The organism is Pseudoalteromonas sp. BSi20495 (genome assembly GCF_000241185.1).
Taxonomy (GTDB): domain Bacteria; phylum Pseudomonadota; class Gammaproteobacteria; order Enterobacterales; family Alteromonadaceae; genus Pseudoalteromonas; species Pseudoalteromonas fuliginea.
The window spans coordinates 1-15,585 of sequence record NZ_BADY01000148.1; the positions used below are offsets into that span (position 1 = coordinate 1).

At 40.4% G+C, this 15,585-nt stretch carries 10 protein-coding genes; 7 read left to right on the plus strand and 3 right to left on the minus strand.

Annotation, left to right across the window (positions count from 1 at the left end; genetic code table 11):
* Window positions 1-371: 371 nt before the first annotated feature.
* A complete protein-coding gene (locus P20495_RS03880; protein WP_007375839.1) occupies window positions 372-1,787 on the minus strand; it encodes an FAD-dependent oxidoreductase in 1,416 nt (471 codons plus the stop codon).
* Window positions 1,788-1,796: 9 nt separating this feature from the next.
* Window positions 1,797-6,254: a glutamate synthase large subunit gene (gltB, locus tag P20495_RS03875; RefSeq protein ID WP_008138397.1), complete on the minus strand. Its 4,458-nt coding sequence runs from the start codon at window positions 6,252-6,254 to the stop codon at window positions 1,797-1,799.
* A 696-nt stretch (window positions 6,255-6,950) separates the two neighbouring features.
* Between gltB and P20495_RS03870 the strand changes: the two genes are divergently transcribed.
* The 6 genes from P20495_RS03870 to P20495_RS03845 all read left to right on the plus strand — a co-directional run bounded on the left by P20495_RS03870 (window position 6,951) and on the right by P20495_RS03845 (window position 14,204).
* Entirely contained in the window at window positions 6,951-8,204 is a 1,254-nt protein-coding gene (locus P20495_RS03870; protein ID WP_008138398.1) for an efflux RND transporter periplasmic adaptor subunit, read from the plus strand.
* 42 nt (window positions 8,205-8,246) lie between these two features.
* Window positions 8,247-8,957 carry an ABC transporter ATP-binding protein gene (locus P20495_RS03865; protein ID WP_008138399.1) on the plus strand — a complete coding sequence of 237 codons (711 nt, stop codon included), beginning with the start codon at window positions 8,247-8,249 and terminating at the stop codon, window positions 8,955-8,957.
* A 3-nt stretch (window positions 8,958-8,960) separates the two neighbouring features.
* Window positions 8,961-10,274, plus strand: coding sequence for an ABC transporter permease (locus P20495_RS03860; RefSeq protein WP_008138400.1), 1,314 nt, complete (start codon window positions 8,961-8,963; stop codon window positions 10,272-10,274).
* 11 nt (window positions 10,275-10,285) lie between these two features.
* Entirely contained in the window at window positions 10,286-11,494 is a 1,209-nt protein-coding gene (locus P20495_RS03855) for an ABC transporter permease (RefSeq protein WP_008138401.1), read from the plus strand.
* A 71-nt stretch (window positions 11,495-11,565) separates the two neighbouring features.
* Complete coding sequence (locus P20495_RS03850; RefSeq protein WP_008138402.1) at window positions 11,566-12,891, plus strand: sigma-54 dependent transcriptional regulator; 1,326 nt, start codon at window positions 11,566-11,568, stop codon at window positions 12,889-12,891.
* Complete coding sequence (locus P20495_RS03845) at window positions 12,891-14,204, plus strand: PAS domain-containing sensor histidine kinase (protein WP_008138403.1); 1,314 nt, start codon at window positions 12,891-12,893, stop codon at window positions 14,202-14,204. The genes P20495_RS03850 and P20495_RS03845 overlap by 1 nt, the downstream gene beginning before the upstream one ends.
* An 89-nt stretch (window positions 14,205-14,293) precedes the next feature.
* On the opposite strand, the gene P20495_RS03840 is transcribed toward P20495_RS03845, so the two are convergent.
* Window positions 14,294-14,632: a Grx4 family monothiol glutaredoxin gene (locus P20495_RS03840; protein WP_004335359.1), complete on the minus strand. Its 339-nt coding sequence runs from the start codon at window positions 14,630-14,632 to the stop codon at window positions 14,294-14,296.
* Window positions 14,633-14,898: 266 nt separating this feature from the next.
* Here P20495_RS03840 and P20495_RS03835 point away from each other — a divergent pair, with 266 nt between their 5' ends.
* Window positions 14,899-15,480: a superoxide dismutase gene (locus P20495_RS03835; protein ID WP_007375847.1), complete on the plus strand. Its 582-nt coding sequence runs from the start codon at window positions 14,899-14,901 to the stop codon at window positions 15,478-15,480.
* Window positions 15,481-15,585: the final 105 nt, after the last annotated feature.

Sequence of the window (15,585 nt, forward strand, 5' to 3'; positions counted from 1 at the left end):
GGACGATTAACTCTTTGTTACCTACATAGATTTAGGTAAGGCGCGTTAGCAGGACGCGGAAGATTTGCTCAATTTTTTATTCTTAAATGAATATAAGCCAGTTGGCTAACGCAGGAGCAGTTACCAACAAGCCCACTAGGTTACAAACCCCGCTCCGCGATTAAATCGCCCCAAAGTTGAACACACTTTAATCCTGAAAGATCAACATACCCTAGTTGTTCTAAATAAAAAATCCTTAACGACGTTACAGTGCAATTTAATTCGTTAAATTTCTCAAAAATTTATGCAGGTTGGTCTAAGGCATCATTACGTATAAAAAAAGCAAGCTCGAAAGCTTGCTTTAACGTATATTTAAAGTAACCAAAAAATAGTTATACTTTAAGGTAGTCCATAATACCTTCTGCGGCATTACGTCCTTCAAAAATAGCAGTTACCACTAAATCTGAACCACGTACAATGTCGCCACCAGCAAATATTTTAGGGTTAGTAGTTTGATGTGTAAACTCACCTTGTTCTGGTGCGTTAATACCGCCCCAGTTGTTTATTTCTACATCGTATTTTTCTAACCAATCCATTTTGTGAGGCTGGAAACCAAACGCCATAATAACTTGGTCTGCTTCAATAACATGTTCTGAACCAGGTACTTCTTCAGCACGGCTTCTGCCTTTTGCGTCAGGTTCGCCTAATTTAGTTTTAACCATTTTAACGCCGGTTACTTTACCTTTATCGTTCAATACAATGCCTTTAGGCTGAACGTTATACGTAAATATAACGCCTTCTTCTTTCGCATTTTTAACTTCACGTTTAGAGCCTGGCATATTTTCTTTGTCACGGCGATAAGCACACGTTACTTTTGCAGCATTTTGACGAATAGACGTACGCACACAGTCCATAGCTGTATCACCACCGCCGAGTACAACTACTTTTTGATTAGCCATATCAATACACGGTTGTTTTGTCTCGTCGTAGCCCATTACACGGTTCGTGTTACCAATCAAAAACGGGAGTGCATCGTGAACACCCGGTGCATCTTCATTTTCAAGACCTGCACGCATACTCTGATACGTACCAACCCCTAAAAACACAGCGTCGTAATCAGCTAAAATTTGATCAAGTGTAATATCAACACCTACCTCAACATTTAACTTAAATTCTACGCCCATTTCAGTGAAAATTTCACGGCGCTTTTGCATTACTGATTTTTCAAGTTTAAAAGAAGGAATACCAAATGTGAGTAGTCCACCTATTTCTGGGTGACGATCAAACACCACTGGCTTAACGCCATTTCGTACTAAAATATCAGCACATCCTAAACCTGCAGGGCCAGCACCAATAATGGCTACTTTTTTGTCGGTCCATGTTACATAAGACATATCAGGCTTCCAGCCCATTTTAAATGCCTCATCAGTAATGTACTTTTCAATATTACCAATTGTAACCGCACCAAACTCTTCATCGAGCGTACACGAACCCTCACACAAGCGGTCTTGTGGACAAACGCGGCCACACACTTCTGGTAAACTATTGGTACGATGAGAAAGCTCAGCCGCCTCTATAATACGGCCCGTGCGTATTAACTTTAACCATTGTGGAATGTAGTTATGTACAGGGCATTTCCACTCACAGTATGGGTTACCACAATCTAAACAACGGTCAGCTTGTGAGTTAACCTGATTCTCTGAAAAGGGTTCGTAAATTTCTACGAAAGATTTTTTACGTGACGAGATTGGTTTTTTGCGTGGGTCTACACGCTGCACGTCTATAAATTGATATACATTTTCGCTCATACTGCCCCCTTATTGCGCCTGAACACGTAGTTCGGCACTACTGCGAGCGCGATGCCCGAGTAAACTTTTTACGTCGCTTGATTTTGGTTTTACTAATTTGAACATCGGTAAGTACAATTCAAAGTTAGCTAGAATACTTTCTGCTCTGCATGAACCCGTAAGCTCTAAATGCTCAGCAATTAAGCCGCGTAAATGTTCTTGATGCGATGCTAATTCTTCAAGTGTAACCACTTCTACTAGCTCGGGATTAATGCGCTTTTCAAAATCATTTCGCTCATCTAAAATATAAGCGAAACCACCTGTCATACCTGCACCAAAGTTAACGCCTACGTTGCCCAGTACACATACAACGCCGCCAGTCATGTATTCACAACCGTTATCACCTACGCCTTCAACAACGGCTTGTACACCTGAGTTACGAACTGCAAAACGCTCTCCGGCACATCCAGCTGCAAACAATTTACCGCCTGTCGCACCATATAAGCATGTGTTGCCTGCAATTGTAGCTTTATGACTTTCGAACGACGAGCCAAGTGGTGGGCGAATAACTAGCTTGCCACCAGCCATGCCCTTCCCTACGTAATCGTTAGCATCGCCAACCAATGTCATTTCAAGGCCACCTGCATTCCACACGCCAAATGATTGACCCGCAGTACCGTGTAATTCAATTACGACTGGATCCGCAGCCATACCTTGGTTGCCATATTTATCTGCAATATAGCCAGAAAGCATTGCACCTACAGAGCGGTCAGTATTACAAACACGACTAACAAGCGAGATACCGCTTGACGTATCAATTGCCTCTTGCGCTTTAGCTAATAAACTTTCGTTTAACTTACCTAGGTAATGCGAACTATTAGGCGCACTACAATAAAGTGTTTCACCAGTTGGGTTATTAGGCTGAGCAACTACAGAAGATAAATCAATTTTCTTCTGTTTTGCTGTTTTACCTTCAATGGCTTCAAGCAAATCTAAACGACCAATTAAGTCAGTTAAGTTTACAACACCCAAGCTTGCCATAATTTCACGGGCTTCTTGCGCTATAAACTTAAAGTAGTTCATCGCCATTTCTGGTAGGCCGTGATAATGCTTTTGGCGAAGTGTTTCGTCTTGTGTTGCAACACCGGTCGCACAGTTATTTAAGTGGCAAATACGCAAGTATTTACAACCAAGGGCAACCATTGGGCCAGTACCAAAGCCAAAGCTTTCAGCACCTAGAATTGCTGCTTTAATAATATCTAAACCTGTTTTTAAGCCACCATCTGTTTGCAGGCGAATGCGATGACGAAGGCCATTTTCAACAAGTGCTTGCTGTGTTTCAGCAAGGCCAAGCTCCCATGGGCTACCGGCATATTTAACTGAAGTAAGTGGGCTTGCACCTGTACCGCCATCATAGCCAGAAATAGTAATTAAATCGGCATAGGCTTTAGCAACACCTGTCGCAATGGTTCCTACGCCTGGTTCTGAAACCAGTTTTACAGAAATAAGTGCTTTAGGGTTTACTTGTTTTAAATCGAAAATTAGCTGTGCTAAATCTTCAATTGAGTAAATATCGTGATGTGGTGGTGGCGAAATTAACGTAACACCTGGCACCGAATAACGAAGTTTAGCAATATATGGGGTTACTTTTTCACCTGGTAATTGCCCGCCTTCACCTGGTTTTGCACCTTGCGCTACTTTAATTTGAATAACGTCAGCACTGCGTAAGTAATGCGGCGTTACGCCAAATCGACCTGAAGCGACTTGCTTAATACGTGAATTTTTTTCGGTACCGTAACGCAGCTTATCTTCGCCGCCTTCACCCGAGTTTGAACACCCACCCAAGCGGTTCATCGCAATTGCTAGCGCCTCATGCGCTTCTGGCGATAAAGCACCAATACTCATTGCGGCCGAATCAAATCGTTTATAAAGATTTTCTGCAGGCTCGACATCATCAATGCTAATGCCGGTTTCCGGCAATTTAAGCGAAAGCATGTCACGTAGCGTAGCAATCGGACGATTATTAACGAGTTTTGCATACTCACTGTAATCGCTGTATTCACCAGAACGAACTGCTTTTTGTAGGGTTTGGATTACATCCGGATTATAAGCATGATATTCGCCACCATGAACATACTTAAACAAACCGCCGTGGCTTAATAATTTACGTTTACTTAAAGCAAGTTTATGTAGGCTCTGTTGATCGTCATCAAAATCGGTAAAACAGGCACCCTGTATACGACTTGCCACACCTTTAAAACACATTTGTACAATGGCATCAGATAAACCAACCGCTTCAAACAACATTGAGCAACGATATGACGCAACCGTACTTATGCCCATTTTAGACATGATTTTATATAAGCCCTTGTTAATGGCTTTACGATAAGCAAGCGTTACTTCGCAATACGACTTATCAATAATTTTATTGTCGCTCATTGCAACTAACGATTCATACGCAAGGTATGGATAAATGGCAGTTGCACCAAAACCTAATAAAACTGCAAATTGGTGTGCATCGCGCACACTACCAGTTTCAATAATAATGTTCGATTCACAACGAAGATTATTATCAACAAGACGATTTTGCACCGCGCCCACAGCCATAGCTGCTGGAATAGGTAAATTCGTTTCATCAAAGTTGCGGTCTGTTAGAACAAGCATAATACAGCCCGATGCTGCTTTTTTCTGCGCAATATCACAAATTCGCGATACTGCTTTTTCCAATCCTTCTTCAACTGTATACGTAATATCAATTTTACAGTAGCTGTAATGTGCTTCATCAGCATTTAATAATTGCTGCATGTCTGCGTACATTAAAATTGGCGTATCAAACTGTAGGCGCTTAGCGTGGCCTGTTGTTTCGTTAAATACATTTTGCTCACTACCAATACATGTCGCAAGTGACATTACATGATTTTCACGCAGTGGATCGATAGGTGGGTTTGTTACTTGCGCAAATTTTTGGCGGAAGTAATCATAAAGAGAACGATGCCCTTCGCTAAGCACAGCAAATGGTGTGTCATCACCCATTGAGCCTGTTGCTTCTTGGCCGTTTTCACCCATTACACGAATAACGCTATCAAGCTCTTCGTTGGTATAACCAAACATTTTTTGATATTTAGCTAGCGTTTCATTATCAAAAGAACGATTACCGGCATCTTGCTCAGTAAGTTCTTCAAATGGAACTAAACGTTTAACATTTTCTTCAAGCCATGACTTGTATGGATGGCGAGATTTTAAATCTTGATCGATTTCATCCGAATGCCAAATTTTGCCAAGCTTAGTATCAATAACTAATAATTCACCTGGACCAACACGACCTTTTTCAACCACTTCATCAGCAGTGTAATCCCAAATACCCACCTCTGATGCAAGCGTAATAAAGCCATCTTGTGTAATTACATAACGCGCAGGGCGAAGTCCATTACGGTCAAGGTTACACGCCGCAAAACGACCATCCGACATTACAATACCTGCCGGACCATCCCATGGTTCCATATGCATAGAGTTAAAGTCGTAAAATGCACGTAGATCATCGTCCATTGCACGGTTTTTTTGCCATGCAGGTGGCACAAGCATGCGCATCGCACGGAATAAATCCATGCCGCCAGCTAAAAATAGCTCAAGCATATTATCTAGGCTTGATGAATCAGAACCAGTTTCGTTTACAAACGGTGCCGCTGTTTGTAAATCAGGAATAAGCGGTGACGCAAACTTATAAGAACGTGCGCGTGCCCATTGGCGGTTACCTTCAATAGTATTAATTTCACCATTGTGTGCTAAATAACGAAAAGGTTGAGCAAGAGGCCAACGCGGCTGAGTATTAGTAGAAAAGCGTTGATGAAAAACACAAATCGCACTGGTCATACGAATATCAGCTAAATCTAGGTAAAAGTTAGGTAAATCCGCAGGCATCATTAAGCCTTTATAGATAGTTACCAAACCAGATAAACTTGCGATATAGAAAGCTTCATCATCAACAATACGCTTTTCAGCACGACGACGCGCTACATATAAGCGTCGCTCTAAATCTTTAGAACGCCAACCTTCAGGTGCGCTAACAAAAATTTGTTCAAACCCAGGTAATTGTTGTACTGCTATAGGACCTAACATTGATGGGTCGGTTGGCACTACGCGCCAACCTAAAATATTTAGCGTTTCTTTTTCTAATTCTTCGCTAAGTATTTGTTTTGCAGCTTGTGCTAAAACAGGATCTGAATTTAAAAAAATCATACCTACGGCATAATTTTTACCTAAGTGCCAATTGTTCTCAGCCGCAATAGCACGAAAAAAGCTGTCTGGTTTTTGTAATAATAAACCACAGCCATCACCTGTTTTACCATCGGCAGATATACCGCCACGATGCTGCATGCGATCAAGCCCCGTAATAGCAGTACGAATAAGCCTATGACTAGCTTGACCATTAACTTGGGCTATTAAGCCAAAGCCACAATTTTCTTTTTCTAATTTTGAGTCGTATAACATAGACCCCTCCCCTTGCTGCACTGTTAGCGTGGATGAACTGCTCGACGATTTGCTAACAGACGGACAAAACTAGCCTCTATCGTAAATAGAGTCAATAGCATTTTGAATACATATTCACATTCTTGAATATTTCTCACTTCATAGCAAGATTTCTTTTTCATCATTATTTTTAACATTTAGTCGTATATTAGGCGTTATTTTTTCATGACACTGGTGTCAAGTTTAACATTTTGTAAAAAAACCAAGTAAAAATCTACAGCTTACGTAAACGTAAAGCCCTTATTCAGTGAATAAATATTCAACATACACCGATAAAGTTAGTTAACATTTAGATAGTTTTGTGCTATTTCCGTAATTTTGAGGCTTAACCTCTCTGCTTTTTACTGGTCATTAGTATAGTTATTAATATTTGTGGCATTTTTAATCTCTTAATAGTGAATTTTTATTTACTAATGCGTCCACTGCGGACACTTTTATGTCCGCGGACATATAAAAAACATATAAAATAAAATTTAATCATCTAATTACAGTGAGTTACGCTTTGGCATGCTAATCGTATAGAGCTATACACATTCGTTAAGTGGAATAATTATGTTTATGCTTAGTTTATTTTTGATATCTCCTATTGTCGCTATTTGCACCGCAGTTTTTTTTCTACTGTGTGAAAAATATATAAAAGCCGTGTAGGAGAGCCTAATGATTAAAGATACCAGCGCACAAGACGTACAAGTAAAGGCACCTATGAACTATAAAAAATACGCGGTCATCACTGCGGTTATTTTCATTGTAGCCTCGACAATTGCTTATATTTTTTTAACGAGTCATAGCGCTAAAAGCTCTATTAGCCGCTCAAAAGTACAGGTTGCCAAAGTACACGTTAAAGCGCTCATTCGAGACATTGCCGCCAGTGGTAAAATTGTTGCTGCTAATGCTCCTAAAATCTACAGCCCAGAACGTGGTTTTATAGATTTAAAAGTAAAGGCTGGCGATACAGTAAAGCAAGGGGGCACACTTGCTCTGCTGCAAAGCCCTGAGTTAACTAACGAATTAAAGCAACAGGAGTCTGTACTTAAACGACTACAAGGCGAGCAGCAAAGGCAGCATTTGCAAGCAAGACGCCAAACACTCACTTTAAATAAAACACTTGATATGGCACAAGTTGAGCTTAACGCCGCTGAGCGCGAAAATCGCCGGGCGCAGTTATCAATTCAAAAGCACTTAATTAGCCAAATTGATCTTGAAAAAGCAGTTGATGATTTATCACGTGCAAGACTCACCTATAAGCATGCACAACAAGAGGTATTGCTAGCCAAAGACACGCTCGCCTTTGAGCTACAAGCAGCTAAAAGTGATGTGACCCGCCAGCAACTTATTGTTGATGATTTAATCAGAAAAGTAAGCAACCTATCTATTAAAGCTACCGTTACTGGGATCGTGGGTAACCTATTAGTGCAACAAAAAGCCGCAGTGACGCAAAGCCAACCTCTTATGACACTCGTCGACTTAAGTAATTTCGAAGCAGAGCTCCAAGTACCTGAAAGTTACGCAAACGAATTAGGACTCGGTATGGAAGTAGAGCTTAAGTTAGGCAATGAAACAGTGATAGGGAATTTATCCGCCATATCACCAGAAGTTAATAACCGTGAAGTAACAGCACGCGTCCGATTTAAAGGCGTTACTAACAACATTCGTCAGAACCAACGCTTAACTGCACGTATTTTACTCGACAACCGAGAAGGTGTAATGCAAGTAAAGCGCGGTGCATTTATGCAGCAAGGCGGAATTGTTGCTTATAAGGTACAAGGCAATATTGCAAAACGCATACCTATTACTATAGGCGCCACAAGCATTAACGCGGTTGAACTTTTAAGCGGTCTTAAAGAAAACGATGAAATTATTATTTCAAGCTACAGCGACTTTAAACAAGCCGACACGATTTTATTAAATTAAACAGACGTTCTCAACCAACGCTAAAAATAATTAGGAACACCCATGTTACAAATGAACAATGTAAGTAAAGTATACCAAACAGAAATGGTACAAACCCATGCACTTCGAGACTTTAACCTGCAAGTAAACGAAGGCGAATTTATTGCTGTTACCGGTCCTAGCGGCTCAGGAAAAACAACCTTTTTAAATATTGCAGGTATGCTCGAGCCTTTTAACGAAGGTGAGTACCTGTTGGATGGTGTTAATGTTGGCAGCTTAAACGACAACCAACGTGCTGATTTACGTAATCAAAAAATTGGCTTTATATTCCAAGGGTTCAATTTAATACCTGACTTAAACTTATATGAAAATATTGAAGTACCGCTACGTTATAGAGGTATTAAAGCCGCAGAGCGTAAACGTCGCATTGAAAAATGCTTAGAACAAGTTGGCCTTGCCTCTCGGGCAAAACATTTGCCACAGCAACTCTCTGGCGGACAGCAACAAAGAGTGGCAATAGCCCGTGCGCTTGCTGGTGAACCTCGTTTTTTACTTGCCGATGAGCCAACAGGTAACCTTGACAGCTTAATGGCTCGCCAAGTTATGGAGTTACTTGAGCAAATAAATCGCGACGGTGCCACTATTGTAATGGTAACGCATGATAGCGAATTAGCCCGCCGTGCTCCGCGTAATATTCAAGTAGTTGATGGGCAACTTGCCGACTTTACGCTTTATCAGGGCGCGCAAACTATAAAAACAGCATCGGGGGTTTAACTAATGTTTATTCATTATTTAGATTTAAGTTGGCGCAGCTTCAAGCGCACCCCACTGGTTAGCTTTTTAATGGTACTTGCCATTGCGATAGGTATAGGCATAACAATGACCAGCCTTAGTGTTTATCATATGATGTCGGCCGATCCTATCCCAGAAAAAAGCAGCCAACTTTACAGTGTGCAATTACAAACAATGGACGATGGTAGTACGTGGTGGACAGAAGATAACATGCCACTGCAACTGACCTATCAAGATGCTGAGAACTTATTAAACGCGCCCACGTCAGAGAAAAAAGTGGCTATGATGCGTACCGGCTTTTCAGTTTATTTAGATTCAGATAAAATAAAACCCTTTATTGGCAGTGCACGGATGACAACGCCTGACTTTTTTAGCATGTTTGATTTGTCATTTTTGTACGGTGGGGCTTGGAGCAAAGAGCAAGAAAACTCAGCTGCACCTGTGGTTGTTATTACCCAAGAGATAAACGATAAACTATTTGCAGGAAAAAACTCTGTCGGAGAACTGATTTACTTAGATGATGCAAGCTACCAAGTAGCTGGTGTTATTAACCATTGGCCTCTCAATATTAAATATTATGATTTAAATAACGGTGCATTTAATCAAGTAGAAGAGTTATTTATGCCCTTTAGCTTAATAAAGGCAAAAGAGCTCGTAAGTTGGGGCAATAGCAATGGATGGAAGCACGAAAACACACCAACCTTTGCAGATAAACTGCAATCTGAGCAAGTATGGATCCAGTTTTGGGCAGAGCTAAATACGCTTGAACAAAAACAAGCCTATCAAAATTACTTATTAGCCTATATGCAGGAACAACAAAAACGTGGGCGATTTAATCGTAAAGAACTTGAGTATAAACTTCGCGATGTAAACCAATGGATGCAATACAATAACGTCGTCACCGAAGACAATAAAATTTTAGTGGGCCTGAGCTTTATGTTTTTAGGTGTCTGCTTAGCCAATATTTTAGGTTTACTTTTAGCCAAGTTTTTACGCAGAGCGCCAGAAGTAGGTGTAAGACGCGCATTAGGTGCGAGTAAAAGGCAAATATTTTTACAGCACTTAGTTGAGGTCGCCATGCTTGGCTTTATAGGTGGCATGCTAGGAATTGCACTAGCACAACTTGGCTTAATGGGCGTAGGGCAAAGCTACGACTACTATGAAAATTTAGCGACAATGGATTTAACCATGCTATTGAGCGCCCCATTGATTGCAATTACAACCTGCATTTTGGCTGGTTTGTACCCTGCTTGGCTAGTGTGTAAAACCAACCCTGCCATTTATCTTAAGAGCCAATAAGGAATGTCACAATGTTAGAAATAAAACCTATATTTAACGCCTTATGCCGCTCAAAGGTGGGCGCTGTATTACTGCTAATTCAAATTGCAATTACCACAGCTATAGTCAGTAATGCTGCATTTATCATTCAAGATAGAATTAGTTATTTAAACCAAGAAACGGGCTACCCTGAGCAAGATATATTTAAGTTTAATGTAATGACCTTTGGTACTGATATTAACTTAAGTCAGCAGTTTGAGCTTGATGAAAGCATGCTTAGAAAAATGCCAGGCGTGGTCGATGCCGCATTAAGCAGTAGTATTCCACTATCAGGGAGTGGCAGCGCTTCGAGCTTTAATTTAAAACCTGCCCCACAAGAAGGCCTAAGTGTCAGGGCCGCTTATATTTTTATAGACGATCATGCTATTAATACCTACGGCGTTAACTTAATTGCAGGGCGAAACTTTACCGAAGATGAAGTGCTCGTTACAAACGAAATTACACAAAAGCGCACCAACGTCACTATAGTCACTAAAGCCCTACTTGATGAGCTCTACCCTGATGGAGATGGTTTAGGGAAAATAGTTTATTTTGGTGACCTACCACTTAAAGTTATTGGCGTGATCGGAAAAATGAAAGGCCCGTGGCTCAAAGACAGTAAACCAGATAATTTTGCGTTTATTCCTTATATTAAAGCAGAAAGTTATACACAAGTTGCCGTTCGTACAGAACCAGGTCAGCGAGCAACTGTAATGAAAGAAATAGAAAATGCTATGCTCGAAAATTACAGCAAACGCGTTATTAATAACATTAAAGGGCTTGATGAATTAAAAAATGAGTATACCGCTCAAGATCGCCTCATGATGCGCATGCTCATAGTATTAATCACTATTTTAGTGCTTATAACCGCTCTCGGTATTTTTGGCTTAACCTTATTTAATATTAGCAAACGTACTAAGCAAATTGGTACACGCAGAGCACTTGGCGCAAGAAAGTCAGCTATTATCAGCTATTTTTTAGTAGAAAACGCACTAATTTGTAGCCTAGGTTTAGCCTTAGGTGCAATAACAGCAATACTGCTTGGGAAAATGTTAATGCAGTCTTTTTCTGTTGCCGCACTACCGCCAAGCTATATAGCCGTTACCGCCATTGCTGTATTTTTAATGAGTTTACTTGCGGTGTTAGCGCCGGCTAAACGCGCTGCCAATATTTCGCCCAGTATCGCAACTCGCACTATTTAATAATATGTAAATCACTATGCTACACTGCTTAGTAAGGCAGTGTAGCCATTAAAAAATTATAAAAATAACCTATGACTCATAAAATACTCATTGTTGATGATAACCAAGCAGTACTCGATGCACTTTCGTTATTGCTCGAGATCCACGATTTTTCGGTAGTCACTGCAACAAATCCATTTGATGCTCTGCAAATAGTTCACTATCAACGCATTGAGCTTGTAATTCAAGACATGAACTTTACCAGCGACACCACCTCTGGCGAAGAAGGTAAAGCGTTGTTTTATGAACTACGAGAAATAAACCCACACCTACCTATTATACTTATTACAGCTTGGACCGAACTTGCCACCGCCATTGAGCTTGTCAAAGCCGGTGCTGCCGATTACTTACCGAAACCCTGGGATGATTCAAAACTACTAGTTTGTATCGGTAACTTAATAGAGCTAGGCAGTGCTAAAAAAATAGTGGCGACACATAATCGCCATCAACAAGAACGTGAAGGTACATTTAAAAATGCAGACCTTGCTGGGCTAATATTTAAAAGTACTGCGATGGAACGACTGGTTACTATGGCGCTACAAGTGGCTAAATCTGATATCTCTGCATTAATTACAGGCCCTAATGGGAGTGGCAAAGAGTGTATTGCGCATATTATTCAAAAAAACTCCCCACTTGTATCACAACCTTTTATTAAGGTAAACGCAGGTGCATTACCGCAAGAACTTATAGAGGCCGAACTTTTTGGCGCTGAAGCTGGCGCATACACGGGGATAACTAAACAACGTATTGGTCGATTTGAAGCAGCTGATAGCGGTACGTTATTTTTAGATGAAATTGGTAATTTACCACTTTCAGGACAAATAAAATTACTACGCGTAGTACAAACCGGCGAGTTTGAACGTTTAGGCTCAACGCAAACACGAAAAGTAAATGTGCGCGTTATATCGGCCACTAACGAAAACTTACTACAAGCAATTGAACAAGGTCGATTTAGGGAAGACTTATATTATCGCCTTAACGTAATTGAGCTCAATGTGCCTGCCCTGTGCGAAAGACAAGATGATGTTTTAGCGCTTATTAGCCACTTTTTACCTAACCGAGAGCTGACTATAAACACAGAGCAAGCACTTCAACACTACAAATGGCCAGGTAACGTTCGAGAGCTAGAAAACGCTTGTAAGCGTGTAGCGGTACTAAAACCTACAGGTGCGCTTACAGTCGATGACTTTGCTCTTTCGTCACCGGTCTCTTCCCAACAAAAAGCAGAGCCGACCAAACAGGAAATAGAACACGCAATGCGCACTCATCAAGGTGTTATAGCCAAAGTGGCCCGTGAATTTGGTTTAAGCCGACAAGCACTTTACAGGCGGTTACAAAAAATGGGTATTGATTATTAATGCCAAACATTATTAGCAACTTTACCCTAAGCCAAAAGATTGTATTAATTTGCGGGCTTTGTAGCGCGCTGCCTGTTGCTGTTATTGCCGCGCTAAGTGGCTTTGATATGTATTACACCCTGCTTTTAATATTACTAACGCTTACATTTAGCACCTTGCTTTCAAGAGCCATCACCAAGCCAATAAAGCTTGGCATGCAATCGCTCGAAACCGGATTACTTAATTTTAAAGATGGTGAGCTCTCCAGTTTGCTTGCGTATAAAAGTAATGATGAACTTGGAAAGCTATGCCAACTTTATAATCAAACAGCAAAACAGCTTCGCCAAGAAAAACAATGGATTTACCAGCGCGAGTTAATGCTTGATAAAGTATTGCAAAGCTCGCCGCAAGCGCTACTGCTGGTCAATGATAATAATACGGTGGTATTTAGTAATTTAATTAGCCGTAGTTTATTTAATAGCGCAACTCGCCTTGAAGGTATGCAACTAAGTAAGTTACTCGAAAATTCGCCTCTGCAATTAGTAGCAGCTATAGAGCACGGTATTGATGGCCTCTTTAATATAGAAATAGAGAATCAAGACTCACAAACTTGGCATTTAGCCACTGGGGAGTTTTTACTTAATAATCAAAAGCATCATTTATATATATTTAAACAGTTAACCCGTGAACTTAGTCGCCAAGAAGTTGCAGTGTGGAAAAAAGTAATACGCATTATTAGCCACGAATTAAATAATTCACTCGGCCCCATGTCATCCATGCTACACAGCGCACAATTGCTCGCAAATAAAGTTGATGAGCCTCGCCTTGCCCGTGTATTTGCAACTATTGATGAGCGAATTAGTCATTTAACTGAATTTGTACAAGGCTATGGCAAGTTTGCTAAGCTACCTCAGCCACAAAAAACGCGGGTTAACTGGCAAAACACACTCAATAATTTAAAAAACCACTGGCAATTTAGCTACGAAATAAAAAATTCACACAATGAATTACAAGCTGATCAAACACAACTCGAGCAGCTGCTGATAAACTTATTAAAAAATTCACACGAGTCAGGCTCCAACGCCAATGAAATACATATTCAGGTCGAGTTTGTACCCCAAGCATGTGTTATAAATGTGAGCGACTGCGGCAAAGGAATGAGCGAGCAAGTAATGGCAAATGCTTTAGTGCCCTTCTATTCTACAAAAAGTACGGGGAGTGGTTTAGGGTTAGCCTTATGCAGAGAAATAGCAGAAGCGCACCAAGGGCATATAAGTTTACATAACAAAATAGAGGGCGGCTTAAACGTGCAAGTGAGCCTTCCTTATTTATAAATTCACACAAATTAAAAACAACAAAGCCACTTTTAAAGTAGCTTTGTGTTTAAAGAGCTTAATAACCTGAGTTCAGGTTGAGTAATAAATTACTCTGCGTCAGCTTCTTTGTATTTAGCAGCAGTTTCTGTAATTAACGGCTGTAATTCACCGCGTTGGAACATTTCGATAATAATGTCACAACCACCAACTAATTCGCCATCTACCCAAAGTTGTGGGAATGTTGGCCAATTAGCATATGCTGGAAGCTCAGCACGAATGTCTGGATTAAGTAAAATATCAACGTATGCAAATGGTTCACCACATGACATTAACGCTTGCGATGCTTGTGAAGAAAAACCACAATTTGGTAATTTTGGTGACCCTTTCATGAAAAGGATTATTGGGTTTTCTGAAATTTGCTGTTTAATTTTATCAATGGTTTCCATCTACAACCTCAAAGTAACGATAGCTAAATATATTTTGGTCTTGAAAATAACTCATCGTGACCACAAATATATAACTTAAAATGGGCAAATAAAGCCGCAATTGAAATAGTCTTTCGCAATAGCATTGCTGTTTGCTTAAACTTGAGTAAAATACTCAACAATTATAGTAACACTATATTACCGCTTGGTATAGGTAACTGGTCTGTTTCAACAGGCATTACGTATTACCAAATGGACTATCAACCAAAGAAGATGGAGATAAAAAAATGGCATTTGAACTACCGTCACTACCATATGCAATCGACGCACTTGAGCCACATATTTCAAAAGAAACACTAGAGTTTCACCATGGCAAACACCACAACACTTACGTGGTTAAGCTTAATGGTTTAATCCCTGGTACTGAGTTTGAAAACAAATCTCTAGAAGAGATCGTATGTTCATCAGAAGGCGGCGTATTTAACAACGCAGCACAAATCTGGAACCATACTTTTTACTGGAACAGCTTATCTCCAAACGGCGGCGGCGAGCCTACTGGCGCAGTTGCTGATGCAATCAACGCAAAATGGGGTTCTTTTGATGCGTTTAAAGCGGCATTAAACGATAAAGCAGTAAATAACTTTGGTTCAAGCTGGACGTGGTTAGTTAAGCTTGCTGATGGTTCACTAGACATCGTTAATACATCTAACGCTGCTACACCATTAACTGATGATGGCGTTACTGCAATCCTTACTGTGGATTTATGGGAACACGCTTACTACATTGATTACCGTAACGTTCGTCCAGATTACCTTAAAGGTTTTTGGTCGCTTGTTAACTGGGAATTCGCGAACGCTAACTTCGCTTAATTAGCCTTTAAACGCTAATTTTAAAAAGACGCTTAGGCGTCTTTTTTTGTATGTTATTCTTTTACTTTTTCGTTTATACGTGTTGTTGTGTTCATTAGTTCAACA

Coding starts and splice junctions, on each gene's coding strand:
- P20495_RS03880 (WP_007375839.1), bottom strand. CDS start 1,787: ATGAGCGAAAATGTATATCAATTTATAGACGTGCAGCGTGTAGACCCA.
- P20495_RS03840 (WP_004335359.1), bottom strand. CDS start 14,632: ATGGAAACCATTGATAAAATTAAACAGCAAATTTCAGAAAACCCAATA.
- P20495_RS03865 (WP_008138399.1), top strand. CDS start 8,247: ATGTTACAAATGAACAATGTAAGTAAAGTATACCAAACAGAAATGGTA.
- P20495_RS03855 (WP_008138401.1), top strand. CDS start 10,286: ATGTTAGAAATAAAACCTATATTTAACGCCTTATGCCGCTCAAAGGTG.
- P20495_RS03860 (WP_008138400.1), top strand. CDS start 8,961: ATGTTTATTCATTATTTAGATTTAAGTTGGCGCAGCTTCAAGCGCACC.
- P20495_RS03845 (WP_008138403.1), top strand. CDS start 12,891: ATGCCAAACATTATTAGCAACTTTACCCTAAGCCAAAAGATTGTATTA.
- P20495_RS03850 (WP_008138402.1), top strand. CDS start 11,566: ATGACTCATAAAATACTCATTGTTGATGATAACCAAGCAGTACTCGAT.
- gltB (WP_008138397.1), bottom strand. CDS start 6,254: ATGTTATACGACTCAAAATTAGAAAAAGAAAATTGTGGCTTTGGCTTA.
- P20495_RS03870 (WP_008138398.1), top strand. CDS start 6,951: ATGATTAAAGATACCAGCGCACAAGACGTACAAGTAAAGGCACCTATG.
- P20495_RS03835 (WP_007375847.1), top strand. CDS start 14,899: ATGGCATTTGAACTACCGTCACTACCATATGCAATCGACGCACTTGAG.